Annotated in this window: 14 protein-coding genes; 4 read left to right on the top strand and 10 right to left on the bottom strand. The window is 73.2% G+C overall.

Annotated features, from left to right (window positions below; all coding sequences use genetic code 11):
• Position 1: 1 nt before the first annotated feature.
• The 6 genes from AB4K12_RS00300 to AB4K12_RS00325 all read right to left on the bottom strand — a co-directional run bounded on the left by AB4K12_RS00300 (position 2) and on the right by AB4K12_RS00325 (position 4,384).
• Complete coding sequence (locus AB4K12_RS00300) at positions 2–700, bottom strand: HAD family hydrolase (RefSeq protein ID WP_368432179.1); 699 nt, start codon at positions 698–700, stop codon at positions 2–4.
• Positions 697–1,662 (bottom strand): pirin family protein, encoded by a 966-nt coding sequence (locus AB4K12_RS00305; protein ID WP_368432180.1) that lies wholly within the window; start codon positions 1,660–1,662, stop codon positions 697–699. The genes AB4K12_RS00300 and AB4K12_RS00305 overlap by 4 nt, the downstream gene beginning before the upstream one ends.
• Positions 1,663–1,697: 35 nt before the next feature.
• Positions 1,698–1,997, bottom strand: a complete 300-nt coding sequence (locus AB4K12_RS00310) for a hypothetical protein (RefSeq protein ID WP_368432181.1) — start codon at positions 1,995–1,997, stop codon at positions 1,698–1,700.
• Between the two features lie 106 nt (positions 1,998–2,103).
• The gene (locus AB4K12_RS00315) at positions 2,104–3,048 is read right to left on the bottom strand and encodes a M56 family metallopeptidase (protein WP_368432182.1); all 945 of its coding nucleotides are present in this window, start codon (positions 3,046–3,048) and stop codon (positions 2,104–2,106) included.
• Positions 3,049–3,130: 82 nt separating this feature from the next.
• On the bottom strand, positions 3,131–3,727 hold the full coding sequence (locus tag AB4K12_RS00320) for a DUF5134 domain-containing protein (RefSeq protein ID WP_368432183.1): 597 nt from the start codon (positions 3,725–3,727) through the stop codon (positions 3,131–3,133).
• A gap of 264 nt (positions 3,728–3,991) precedes the next feature.
• On the bottom strand, positions 3,992–4,384 hold the full coding sequence (locus AB4K12_RS00325; protein WP_207247317.1) for a VOC family protein: 393 nt from the start codon (positions 4,382–4,384) through the stop codon (positions 3,992–3,994).
• 78 nt (positions 4,385–4,462) lie between these two features.
• Between AB4K12_RS00325 and AB4K12_RS00330 the strand changes: the two genes are divergently transcribed.
• Positions 4,463–5,014 carry a GNAT family N-acetyltransferase gene (locus AB4K12_RS00330; RefSeq protein ID WP_368432184.1) on the top strand — a complete coding sequence of 184 codons (552 nt, stop codon included), beginning with the start codon at positions 4,463–4,465 and terminating at the stop codon, positions 5,012–5,014.
• 114 nt (positions 5,015–5,128) lie between these two features.
• On the opposite strand, the gene AB4K12_RS00335 is transcribed toward AB4K12_RS00330, so the two are convergent.
• Genes AB4K12_RS00335 through AB4K12_RS00345 form a run of 3 tightly spaced genes read right to left on the bottom strand, consistent with a single transcriptional unit; the run spans position 5,129 to position 7,691 of the window.
• Positions 5,129–5,902 (bottom strand): amino acid ABC transporter ATP-binding protein, encoded by a 774-nt coding sequence (locus AB4K12_RS00335; protein ID WP_242645900.1) that lies wholly within the window; start codon positions 5,900–5,902, stop codon positions 5,129–5,131.
• Entirely contained in the window at positions 5,899–6,792 is an 894-nt protein-coding gene (locus AB4K12_RS00340; RefSeq protein WP_368433111.1) for an amino acid ABC transporter permease, read from the bottom strand. Before AB4K12_RS00340 ends, AB4K12_RS00335 begins: the two co-directional genes overlap by 4 nt.
• Before the next feature lie 14 nt (positions 6,793–6,806).
• Entirely contained in the window at positions 6,807–7,691 is an 885-nt protein-coding gene (locus AB4K12_RS00345) for an ABC transporter substrate-binding protein (protein ID WP_368432185.1), read from the bottom strand.
• A gap of 352 nt (positions 7,692–8,043) precedes the next feature.
• Between AB4K12_RS00345 and AB4K12_RS00350 the strand changes: the two genes are divergently transcribed.
• Genes AB4K12_RS00350 through AB4K12_RS00360 form a run of 3 tightly spaced genes read left to right on the top strand, consistent with a single transcriptional unit; the run spans position 8,044 to position 11,308 of the window.
• Positions 8,044–9,441, top strand: a complete 1,398-nt coding sequence (locus tag AB4K12_RS00350; RefSeq protein ID WP_368432186.1) for a DUF6421 family protein — start codon at positions 8,044–8,046, stop codon at positions 9,439–9,441.
• Positions 9,442–9,467: 26 nt separating this feature from the next.
• A complete protein-coding gene (locus tag AB4K12_RS00355; RefSeq protein ID WP_086570089.1) occupies positions 9,468–10,229 on the top strand; it encodes an SDR family NAD(P)-dependent oxidoreductase in 762 nt (253 codons plus the stop codon).
• Positions 10,226–11,308, top strand: a complete 1,083-nt coding sequence (locus tag AB4K12_RS00360) for a low specificity L-threonine aldolase (protein ID WP_368432187.1) — start codon at positions 10,226–10,228, stop codon at positions 11,306–11,308. Before AB4K12_RS00355 ends, AB4K12_RS00360 begins: the two co-directional genes overlap by 4 nt.
• 79 nt (positions 11,309–11,387) lie before the next feature.
• On the opposite strand, the gene AB4K12_RS00365 is transcribed toward AB4K12_RS00360, so the two are convergent.
• Positions 11,388–12,116, bottom strand: a complete 729-nt coding sequence (locus AB4K12_RS00365; RefSeq protein ID WP_368432188.1) for a lysophospholipid acyltransferase family protein — start codon at positions 12,114–12,116, stop codon at positions 11,388–11,390.
• Positions 12,117–12,294: the final 178 nt, after the last annotated feature.

A 12,294-nucleotide genomic window follows, 5' to 3' on the forward strand; every position in this document is an offset into this window, starting at 1 on the left:
GTCAGCCCGCGAGGCCGAGCACCGGCCGCAGACCCTCCGGCCGCTCTTCCACCGGCAGATGCTCCACGAGGCGCACCGCGCACCCGATGCTCCCGGCGCCCCCGTCCGCGCGCCGGTTGTCGCCGACCATGAGGACGTCGCCCGGCGGCAGCCCGAGCGCCTCGCACGCCACACGGAACAGCCGCGGGTCCGGCTTCTGCGCCCCGTGCTCGTACGACAGGACGTAGGCGTCCACCAGCTCGCCCAGGCCGTGCGCGCGGAAGACCGGCCGCAGGTCCCAGCCGATGTTGCTCACCACGGCCGTGGGTATGTTTCGCCGGCGCAGCTCGCCGAGGACCTCGGCGGCGTCGGCGTACGGCCGCCAGGCGGCGGGTTCCATGTGCCGGGCGTAGAGCGCCTCGTAGAGCCTCTCGTCCGGCAGCGGGACCTCGCGGGCGAGGCCCGTGTACGCGGCCCGGTGCCGCTCGGGGCCGAGGTCGCGCTCGGCCCACACGTCCGCGAGGTGCGCCGGCACGCGGCTCGGGCCGGTGCCGCCGGGCTGCGCGCCGGCCTCCTCCAGCAGGGCCGCCAGACGTGCGACCTCGTCGTCGGCGGCCGCGACGCCGGCCCCGGCGAGGGCGGCGCGCAGCCACGAGGCGGCGGGTTCGACGCGGAAGAGCGTGCCGGAGAAGTCGAAGAGAACCCCCCTGGCCCCCGTCACCGCACCCGCCCCCGGGGTTTGAGCGGCACCGGCGGCAGGGCGGGGGCGCCGAGCCGGTCGCCGTCGTAGCCGTGGACGTCGCCGAAACGCGATCCCGTCATCCAGTCCTCGCGCGCCCGTGCGATCTCGTCGTTCGTCCGGGCGACGAAGTTCCACCACATGACGATCCGCTCCTCGAACGGCTCCCCGCCCAGCAGCAGGAACGAACTGTCCACGTCCGCCCGCAGCGGCAGCTCCGACCGCCCGCACCCCAGATACAGCATCGAGCCGGGCGCGAGCCGCACCCCGTCCACCTCGGCCTCTCCGGACATGGTGAGCGCGGCGTACTCGAAGTCCGGCCGCAGCGGCAGACGCGCCGACGCGCCCGCGGCCAGGACGACGTCCGCGCCGACGATGGGCGTGAACGCGGTGGCGGGGGAGGCGGCCCCGTCCAGCTCGCCCATGATGACCGTGGCGGTCAGCCCCCCGCCGGTCACCTCCGGCAGCGCGGCGTGATGCTCCCACGCCGGCGCCGTGTGCCGGTGCGCGTCCGGCAGCGCCACCCACAGCTGCGCGCCGTGCAGCACGGCCGCGTGCTCCCGCGGCGACTCCTCGGAGTGGCTGATGGCCCGCCCCGACGTCATCAGACCCAGCTGTCCCGGCCGCAACGTCTGCTCACTGCCGAGGCTGTCCCGGTGCAGCACCTCGCCGTCCTGCAGCCAGCTGACCGTCTGCAGCCCCATGTGAGGATGCGGCGGCACCTGCATCCCGGGCGCCCGCGCCACATCGTCCGGCCCGTAATGATCGACGAAACACCACGCCCCGACCATGCGCCGCCCGAGCGTGGGCAGCAACCGCCGCACCATCGTGCTCTCCCCGAGCCGCACTTCCTTGCCCGCCGACAACTCCCGCACGGGCCCCGCGCCCACCCCGCCACGCCCACCGCACTCGGTGGGCGCCGGGTGAAGATCAAGATTGCTCATGGGGCAACTCTGCCACCCGGGGCTCGCGAGGGAGGTCAACTTCCGGGGAAGGACTGAACACCCTTCCGGCATCCGCGTATCCATTCGTCCGGATACCCGGTCCCGGCCGCCTCGGCCCGCTTCTCGCACCCGCCCCCCACCGTCTCCCGGACGGCCGCACCCTTGCCGTGCTCCTCGAGCACCTCCTGGCCGGCCGCGAACCCCTCCACGAACGCCGACCGGGCCGTCCCCCCGCCCGGCTCCTCCTCATCGTCCGCCGCTCCGCCGCCTCCCGCGCACGCGGCGAGAACGACGAGGCAGACGAGGGCGGACGCGACCGACGACGCCTTCGTCATCCACCGAGAGGGTGCGGGCTCCGATGCCATGCGCCGTACGGTACGCGAACGCCCCCGTCGGCCGGAGTCGGCGGGGACGTGGTCGACGAGCTCGGAGATCGGGGCCTCAGCGCGCTCCCAGCGCGCTCAGGCCCGGGACGAAGGTCACCAGCACCGGTACGAACGGCACCAGGGCCGCGACCGCCGTCAGGCGTAGGCGTCGGGCCGCCGTGAGGCGGGGGGCCGGGGCCAGCAGGCGCAGGACGCGGTCGGGGACGTGGGAGAGAGGGGTGGGGCAGGGGCCGAACACGCCCCGGTACTCGTTGAGTTCGACCAGGGCCAGGGCCGTGGCGAGGCGGCCGGAGCGACGGGAGGCGCTGTCGTCGGCGGCCAGTTCGACGAGGTGGTGGACCTGGTCGCGGAACGCGGCGAAGACCGGTACCTGCGGGAAGCCGTTGGCCAGGGCCGCCGAGCAGTGCAGCAGCCAGTCGTGGCGGGCGCGGGCGTGGCCCTGTTCGTGGGCCAGGACCGCGTCCAGCTGGGAGTCGTTCAGGCGGCGCAGCGCGGCCGTGGTGATCACGAGCTGGGGCGCGGTGCCGGCCCGCAGCAGCCAGGCCTCGGGGTGGTCGCCCTCGAGGACCACGAGCCGCTCGGCGCCGCGGTCCTCGCCGGGCAGTCGGGGGGACCGTACGAGCAACTCGGCGCGGCGGCGGCGCCGGCGGGCGCGGGCGTCGCGGATCTCGCGGGTCAGCATCGCGGCCGTCCACACGGCGCCGGAGGCGAGGGCGACGGCCAGCGGGGCGGCCCAGGGGCCGTAGGCGGTGAGGGCGTAGGCCTCCATCACGCCGTGCGGGGCGGGCGCGAAGACGTTGCCGCGTACGGCCTCCCAGGCCGCGGCGGCGCTCAGCGCCATGGCGAGCGCACAGCACAACAGCACGCCGGCCACCACGCATTGCCAGACCCACAGGGCCAGGACGGGTTCGCGGTCGGGCCAGTCGGCGCGGGTCAGCACGCGCGGTGCCATCGACGCGGCCAGGCCGCCGAGGACCAGCAGCGCGAGCGGGACCATCATGCGGTCAGCCTATGAGGAGGCGGCGGGGCCCGGATACGCGTCGGCACGTTAAGTGACGCAGACCACGCGGGCCGTGGCGCGCTCACATGGTGAGCAGCATCGCCAGCATGCCGATGCCCATGGACAGCCGGCAGGCGTCGGTCAGCTCGGGGCCGCCCACCCGCCCGGGCCGGGGGCCCGGCCAGGGGGCGTCCTGCGTGGCGATGGCCGTCACCGGGACCATTCCCGCCGCGGTGCGCACGACATAGACCGCGAAGTAGACCAGCAGCAGCCCGGTGACCAGGGGGTTCCCCGCGGGTTCGCGGATGCCGTCGCCCGCGGTGTGCCCGGCGTGGCCGGCGCCGGGGGAGCCAGCCATCGCGAGCGCCATGTAGACCATGGCGAAGGCGCCCACCGCGTGGTGCAGGTGATGCATGCCCGCGCGTCCGCCGCGGGCCAGCGCGAGGGCACGCAGCCCCACCGCCCCGAAGACCAGGGCGAAGGCCACGTGCCCCCACGTCCGGGTGTCCAGGGCCGCCGCCGGGACCGCCATGGCGGCCATGCCCAGCCCCATCAGCGCGTCGCCCCCCGCGGCCCGGCGCTCCCCCGCCGCGCCGGCCCGCATCCTGAAGAGGCAGTACGCGCCGATGGCGGCGCACAGTGCGACCAGCAACCACCCCACCAGCGGCGGTCCGTGCACGGCGCACCTCCCCGGGTCCCCCGGACGCGACCCACTTCCGGAGAATGCCCACGGCGACCCCCGCGCATGGGAGCGCACGGGCGCACAGGGGGCGCGCAGCGCCCTCCCGCCGCGCGCCCGCTCGGCTCCCGGGGCCGGGGGCCGGGGGCCGGACGCTGCCGGGCCGGTCCGTCGGATGCCCGGCCTGTCGGATGCCCGACCCGTCGGATGCCCGACCCGTCCGATGCCCGGCCCGTCGGACACCCAGCCCTCGGACGCCCCGCGTCAGATGCCCGGCCGGAACCGCATCGGATGGTCCTCCGGCACCTCCACCACCGCGATGCGCACGCCGTCGGGGTCCGCGATCCACATCTCGATCAGCCCCCACGGCTTGCGCTCGGGGGGCTCGATCACCTCCACCCCGCGCAGCAGGAACTCCTTGTGCGCCGCCGCCGCGTCCGCGACCTGCATCCACAGCTCCAGCCCCGGCCCGGGCGGCGTCTGCGACCGCCCCGACACCTCCAGGAAGCCGCCGCCCAGGAAGTAGACGACCCCGCGTTCGGGGCCCGTGCCGAACTCGCGGTAGACCGCGAGCCCCAGAGCCCCGCCGTAGAACTCCCTCGACCGCTCGGGATCGGTCGGCCTCAGCAATACCCTGCTGCTCAGTACGTGCACCATGCCCGCGACTGTACGCACACCTCCTCCGTTAGGGTCGTACATGCGCCCGAAACCGCACGGAGAGGACCACGGGACACCATGGAGACCGCAAGGAGCCGTACCGCAGCGCCGATCTTCCGGGCCGCGACCGCCGTCGACGTGCCCGCGCTCGTCGCGCTCGTCGAGTCGGCCTACCGCGGGGACGCGAGCCGCGCCGGCTGGACCACCGAGGCCGATCTGCTCGAGGGGCAGCGCACCGACCCCGAGGGCGTCATGGCCGTGGTCACGGACGAGAACAGCCGGCTGCTGGTCGCGGACCTCGACGGCGAGACCGTCGCCTGCTGCCACGTCGAACACCGCGGCACGCACGCGTACTTCGGCATGTTCGCGGTCCGCCCGACCGCGCAGGGCGGCGGCCTGGGCAAGCTCGTCATGGCGGAGGCCGAGCGCCTCGCGCGCACCGAGTGGGGCGCCTCGGAGATGCACATGACCGTGATCCGGCAGCGCGACGAACTGATCGCCTGGTACGAGCGCCGCGGCTACCGGCGCACGGGGCGGATGAGCCCGTTCCCGTACGGCGACGAGCGGTTCGGCATCCCGCAGCGCGCCGACCTGGAGTTCGAGCTGCTGGTCAAGGACCTGGCCGCGTAGGGACCCGGCCCCCTGGGGCGTGGCCGACCCGCCGGACACGCCCTACGTCGGACACGCCCCGCACCCGCCGGACACGCCCTGCGTCGGGCACGCCCTGCCCCGTCGGGACACGCCCTACAGCCGCCCCGCCTCCGTCAGGCGCCGCAGGAAGCGCCTGGTGCGTTCCTCGCGCGGCGCGCCGAAGACCTCGTCCGGCGTGCCGCGCTCGAGCACGACTCCGCCGTCGAGGAAGCAGACCTGGTCGGCCACGTCCCGGGCGAAGCCCATCTCGTGCGTGGCCAGGACCATGGTCATCCCCTCGTCCTTGAGGTCGCGCACCACGCCCAGCACCTCGCCGACCAGCTCGGGGTCCAGCGCCGCCGTGATCTCGTCGAGCAGCAGCAGCCGGGGGCGGACCGCCAACGCCCGGGCGATCGCGACGCGTTGCTGCTGGCCGCCGCTGAGCCGGTCCGGGTACTCGCCGGCCCTGCCGCCCAGGCCCAGCCGTTCCAGCAGCTCGCGGGCCCGCTCCTCGGCCTGCGCGCGCGGCACGCGGTGGACGCGGCGCGGGGCGAGGGTGATGTTCTCCAGCACCGTCATGTGCGGGAAGAGGTTGTACGCCTGGAAGACCACGCCGATGCGGCGGCGCACGGTGTCGGGGTTCACGCGCGGGTCGGTGATGTCCTCGCCGTCGAGGAGGATGGCGCCGTCGTCGATCTCCTCGAGCAGGTTCGCGCACCGCAGCAGCGTCGACTTGCCCGAACCCGACGCGCCGATCAGCGCGGTGACGGTGTGCGGGGCGACGTCCAGGTCCACGTCGCGCAGGACGACCGTGCTCCCGAAGGTCTTGCGCACCGCTTCCAGGCGCAGCACCGGCTGTCCGTCCGGTGGCGCGGGCCGCTCGCTCATACGATCCCTCCCTGGGCCCGGCGGCGGTCCATCCGGGCGGTCACCGCGTCGGTGAACCGGGTCATCGGGATGGTGAGGGCCACGAAGATCAGCCCGGCGACCACGTACGGGGTGTAGTTGAAGCTCTTGCTCGCGCTGATCTGGGCGGCGTAGACGGCGTCGACCGCGCCCGCGACGGAGACCAGCCCGGTGTCCTTCTGCAGGGAGACCAGGTCGTTCAGGAGCGGCGGCACCACGCGCCGCACGGCCTGCGGGAGGACGACGTGGCGCAGTGTCTGTCCGCCGCTGAGCCCGAGCGAGCGGGCGGCGGCGCGCTGGCTGGGGTGGACCGACTCGATGCCGGCCCGGAAGACCTCGCCGACGTAGGCGGAGTACGTCAGGACCAGCGCCGTCCCGCCCAGCAGCACCGGGTCGGTCGTCACGCCCCGCAGGCGCAGCGCGGGGACGCCGAAGACGACCATCAGCAGGCAGATGATCAGCGGGAGGCCGCGGAAGAAGTCGGTGTAGGCGGTGGCCAGGGCCCGTAGCGGGAAGAAGACCGGGCCGCGCAGGGTGCGGGCGACGGCGAGCAGCATGCCGAGGGCGAGCACCGCGGCGCCGCAGACGGCCAGCAGCCGGACGTTGAGCCACAGGCCCTCGAGGATGTGCGGGAGGGCCTCGCGGGCGTAGTGGGCGTTGAAGAAGGTCTCTCGGGTGCGCGGCCAGCCGGGGGATTCGACGACGACGAGGAAGAGAACGGTGCCGGTGACGAGCGTGCTGACGGCCGCGACGGCCGCCGCCCGGCGGGCCCGGGCCCGCTTGAACCGCTCGCGTTCGAGGCGGCGCGCGGACGGCACGTACGCGTCGTGCGGCTCTTCGGCCCGGTCCTCGGGGGTGCGTGCCGCCGGCACCGTGTCCTTCGGCGTCACTTGATCACCGGTGCGTCGGCGGCTTCGGACAGCCACTTCTTCTCCAGCAGTGCGAGGGTGCCGTCCCGGCGCAGGGAGTCGACGGCGTCGCTCACGCAGCCGGTGATGCGGCTGCCCTTGTCGAGGACCAGTCCGAAGCGTTCGGCGGCGTCGCCCTTCGCCTCGAACTGTCCGACGATCTTCGCCTCCGGCACCTCGGCCGAGGTGATGTAGAAGGCGGTGGGCAGGTCGACGACGATCGCGTCGACCTGTCCGTTCTTGAGCGCCGTCTTGGCGAAGTCGTTCTTCTGGAACACGGCGGCCGGGCGGTCCGGCTTGATGACGTCGTTCACGACGTCGAGGCTGGTGGTGCCCACCTGGGCGCCGAGGCGGGCGTGCCTGAGGCCCGCCACGTCCGTCGCCCCGGCGGCCGGGGAGTCCTTGAGCGCGACGACGGCCTGGCGCACGTCGTAGTAGCCGGAGGAGAAGTCCACGGCGCGGCGGCGCTCGTCGCTGATGGAGACCTGGTTGATGTCGAAGTCGAACTTCTTCGCCCCGGGGGCGACGGCGCTGTTGAACGGCACGGTCTGCCAGAGGACGTCGGAGCGGTCGTAGCCGAGCCGGTCGGCGACGGCGTAGGCCACGGCCGACTCGAAGCCCTTGCCGCCGGCCGGGTCGTCGTCCTGGAACCAGGGCGCGTAGGCGGGCTTGTCGGTGCCCACGGTCAGCTTTCCCGGGGCGCGGGTGGCGAGCCGTCCCTTGGCGCAGGCGTGCGCCGAGGCGGCGGGGCCGCCGGTGGACTTCGCGGCGTCGGTGTCGTCCTGCGGGGCGCAGCCGGCGGCCGCGGCGAGCAGCACGGCGAGGGCGGCGGCCAGGCGTCTGGGCTGGTTGGCGGCGGGCATGGCGCGAGACTGGCAGCGGCCGCCGCGATCTGTCCAGGTCAGGGCGGGGGATCGTCCGAATGGCGGAAGGTTGTTGCGGCTTCGTGAAATGCGGCCGGGCCGGGAAGGGGCTCGCCCCGGCCGGGCCCCGGGCGGCCGGACATGGCTGGAAATCGACTAGGACGCCGCCCGTGACAGGAGTGCCGGGAGCGACGGACGGCCACTTCCGTTCCCCCGGACGGGGGAAGGCGGCAGGAAAAACAGCGGTGCGACCCGGGGGTCGGCAGGATAATTTATGGCTCAACCCCTTGAGGTGGAGAAGCTGACACAGATACGGTGTCTTAACGCCAGGTTCTCTCGAGGAGGGTTAGTCGTGACGGAAATTATTGCGTCGGCCGCAGCAGAATCCGACATTTTGTCTGTGGATCGCGTAGTGGAGCACCCGGCCTGGGCCACGCTCAAGGCCGCGGTGGAGACGATCCGGCCCTGGCAGTCCGCCGACGGCTCCATCGACCTCGCCGCGGAGGGCGCACCGCCGGGCCAGGCCGTGCGCGCCGAGTTCGACACCGTCATAGCCGCGATCGAGCAGCTCTCGCCGCTCCTGCCGCACGACGCCGCCTACCACTCCGCGCTCGTGGCCGACCTGCGCCGCTGGGCCGACACGGGCTTCGGCGTGCCGGACTTCCTCGACTCCCTGCTGGCCTTCCAGCCCGCCGCCCAGCGCGCCGACGGCCTGCAGCACCTGGTCGTCTTCCCGATGTACACCCAGAACGGCAACCCCGACCGCAACCTCGAGGCCGTCGTGCTGCGCATGGTGTGGCCGGAGTGGCTCGCCGAGCTGGAGCGCACCCGCTACGACAACCCCCTCTTCCTCGGGATCACCTTCGAGGACTTCACGGCCGGCTACGACACCAACTCCGCCGTGCTCTTCCCCGAGACCATCGCCGTGCGCGAGGCCCCCGAGCGCTTCACCTGGGGCGGCATCTTCTGCGACCGCGAGGCGGCCCGCTTCCGCCGCATCACCGAGGCCGCCGTCGAGACCCTGCGCCTGGAGCTGCCCGGCGACGTCGCCGACATGATCGACGACCAGGAGCGCTGCCAGCAGGCGTTCGTCCTGTGGGACATGGTCCACGACCGCACCCACAGCCACGGCGACCTGCCGTTCGACCCGTTCATGATCAAGCAGCGCCAGCCGTTCTGGATGTACGGCCTGGAGGAGCTGCGCTGTGACCTCACGGCCTTCAAGGAGGCCGTCAAGCTCGAGGCCGACGGCTACGCCCAGGCCCGCGACGTGCAGTTCGCCGTCCTCTTCGACCGGATGTTCCGCTTCCCGATCACCGGCGACCGGGTCCGCAACTACGACGGCCTCGGCGGCCAGCTGCTCTTCGCGTACCTCCACAAGCACGACGTCGTACGCTGGACGGACAACACCCTGCACATCGACTGGGAGCGCGCCCCGCAGGTCACCAACCAGCTGTGCGGCGAGATCGAGAAGCTCTACCGCGACGGCATCGACCGCCCCAAGCTCGTCCACTGGTTCGCCGCCTACGACCTCGTCTCGTCCTATCTCTCCCCCCACCCCGGCTCCACCTGGGCCAAGGGCCCCGAGGCCCTCGACCTCTCGCTGCCGCCGCGCAAGCTGGTGGATGACGTGCTCGCGGACGAGTTCCCGCTCAGCATGTTCTACGAGGCCCTTGCCAAGAAGCTGCGCGACGTGATCGTCTCCACCAAGGGGATCACCGCTGCGGACATGGAGCGGGTGGCCGCGTGAGCGAGGAGCAGAAGGAGGCGACGACCATGAGCACTCCCGGCAACGGCAATGGCCCGCTGGAGGGCGCTGTCGTGGCGGTGGCGGGAGCGGCCGGCCCGGCGGGCCGTGCGGCGCTGCTGCGGCTGGCGGAGGCCGGGGCGACCGTCGTCGCCGCCGACGCGGACGCGGCCCGCCTCGCCGAGGCCGTGGACGCCGCCCGCTACGCCCACGGCGGTGCGACCGTCACCGGCGACACGGTGGACCTGCTGGACCTCGACGCCACCCGCGCCTGGGCCGACCGCACCGAGAAGGAGTTCGGTCGCGTCGACGGCCTGGTCCACCTGGTCGGCGGCTGGCGCGGCTCGGCGACCTTCGCCGAGACCGACCCCGCGGACTGGGAGCTGCTGGAGAAGCTGCTCATCCGGACCGTCCAGCACACCTCGCTGGCCTTCGAGGGCCCCCTGGCCCGCAGCGGCAACGGCCGCTACGTCCTGATCAGCGCGGCCGGCGCCAGCAAGCCCACCGCGGGCAACGCCGCCTACGCCGCCTCCAAGGCCGCCGCCGAGGCGTGGACCCTCGCGCTCGCCGACTCCTTCCGCAAGGCGGGGGGCGACGACGCCCCGCCGGCCGCCGCCACCGTCCTGGTGATCAAGGCGCTGGTGCACGACGCGATGCGCGCAGAACGACCCAACGCGAAGTTCGCGGGCTTCACCGACGCCAAGGACCTCGCCGAGGCCATCGCCGGCGTCTGGGAGATGCCCGCCCAGGAAGTGAACGGAACCCGTCAGTGGCTCACCCCGCAACCGTGACCGAGACCCCCTCGGACCGGACCGACGCCATACGCCGCCATGACACGGCGGTGCGCGGCTTCGCCAGCGACAACTACGCCGGCGCGCACCCCGAGATCCTGGCCGCGCTCGCCGTCGCCAACGGCGGTCACCAGGTCGCGTACGGCGAGGACGACTACACCGCCCATCTCCAGGACGTGATGCGCGCCCACTTCGGGCCGACCGCCGAGGCGTTCCCGGTCTTCAACGGCACGGGCGCCAACGTCGTCGCCCTGCAGGCCGCGACCGAGCGGTGGGGCGCGGTCATCTGCGCCTCCTCCGCGCACATCAACGTCGACGAGTGCGGCGCGCCCGAGCGCGTCGGCGGGCTGAAGCTGCTGCACATGCCCACCGAGCACGGCAAGCTCACCCCCGAGCTCATCGACCGCGAGGCGTTCGGCTGGGAGGACGAGCACCGCGCCCAGCCGCAGGTCGTCTCGATCACGCAGACCACCGAGCTGGGCACCTGCTACACGCCCGAGGAGATCCGCGAGATCTGCGACCACGCCCACGAGCGGGGCATGAAGGTCCACCTGGACGGCTCGCGCATCGCCAACGCCGCGGCCACGCTGGGCGTGCCGCTGCGGGCCTTCACCACCGACGCCGGGGTGGACCTGCTCTCCTTCGGCGGCACCAAGAACGGCATGGTCTTCGGCGAGTGCGTCGTCGTCCTGAACCCGGACGCGGTCAGGGCGATGAAGCACCTGCGCAAGATGTCGATGCAGCTCGCCTCCAAGATGCGCTTCGTCTCGGTGCAGTTCGAGGCGCTGCTCTCGGGCGACCTGTGGCTGCGCAGCGCCTCCCACGCCAACGCCATGGCGGCGCGGCTGGCCGAGCGCGTACGGACCGTGGAGGGCGTCGAGGTGCTGCACCCCGTGCAGTCCAACGCCGTCTTCGCCCGGCTCCCGCACGACGTGAGCGAGCGCCTGCAGAAGCGCTACCGCTTCTACTTCTGGGACGAGACCGCCGGCGACGTCCGCTGGATGTGCGCCTTCGACACCACCGAGGCCGACGTGGACGCGTTCGCGGAGGCCCTGGCGGAGGAGATGGCCAAGCCCTAGCCGGCTCGGCGACACCGACGCGAGAGAGCCCCCCTGCCACGTGCTGTGGCAGGGGGGCTCTCTCACGTCGCCTCCGGTGCTAGCGGCGGTCCAGGCCCTTCGCCTGGGCCGGGGCGGGCGCCGTGCCGCCGAGGTGCGCGGGGATCCACCAGCTGTCGGCCGGGCCCTCGGAGCGCACGGGGTAGGAGCGCTGCGCGGACTCGAGCAGGTCCTGGACGCGGCCGCGCACCCGCTCGGTGACGCTGTCCGCGCTCTCGTCCCGGCCGGCCGTGACGGGCTCGCCCACCCGGATCGACACGGGAATGTGCTGGCGGCTCAGATTGCGCTTCTGACCCTTGGTCCACAGCCGCTGCGTGCCCCACAGCGCCATCGGCACCAGTGGCACCCCGGCCTCCTGGGCCAGCCGCGCCGCGCCGGACTTGAAGTTCTTGAGCGTGAAGGAGGTGGAGATCGTCGCCTCCGGGAAGACGCCGACGACCTCTCCCGAGCGCAGCGCAGTCAGCGCGTGCTTGTACGCGTCCATGCCGGCCGCGCGGTCGACGGGGATGTGCTTCATGGCGCGCATCAGCGGCCCGGACACCTTGTGCCGGAAGACCGACTCCTTGGCCATGAAACGCACCAGCCGCTTGGCGGGCCGGGCCGCCAGGCCGCAGAAGACGAAGTCGAGGTAGCCGATGTGGTTGCTCACCAGCACCGCCCCGCCACGCTGCGGTATGTGCTCGGTGCCCTCGACGTCGAAGCGCAGGTCCAGCGCCTTGAACAGGGTGTGGGCGAAACCGATCACCGGCGGGTAGACGAGCTCTGCCATGCGGGAAGATCCTTCCGGGCGGGGCGGGGGAGGGTGCTCCCGGCTGAAGTGTTCACGAAGCCGCGACGCGTAGGTTACGCGAGCGTAGGATTCCGGCTTTCGCCAGATCGTGCCTGAATGCCCGCGCCGGGGGCCAGCCGGGACACCCCGGCGGCCGGGAGATCCTCATCACGTCGGG

The organism is Streptomyces sp. C36, assembly GCF_040932295.1.
Taxonomy (GTDB): Bacteria; Actinomycetota; Actinomycetes; order Streptomycetales; family Streptomycetaceae; genus Streptomyces; species Streptomyces triculaminicus.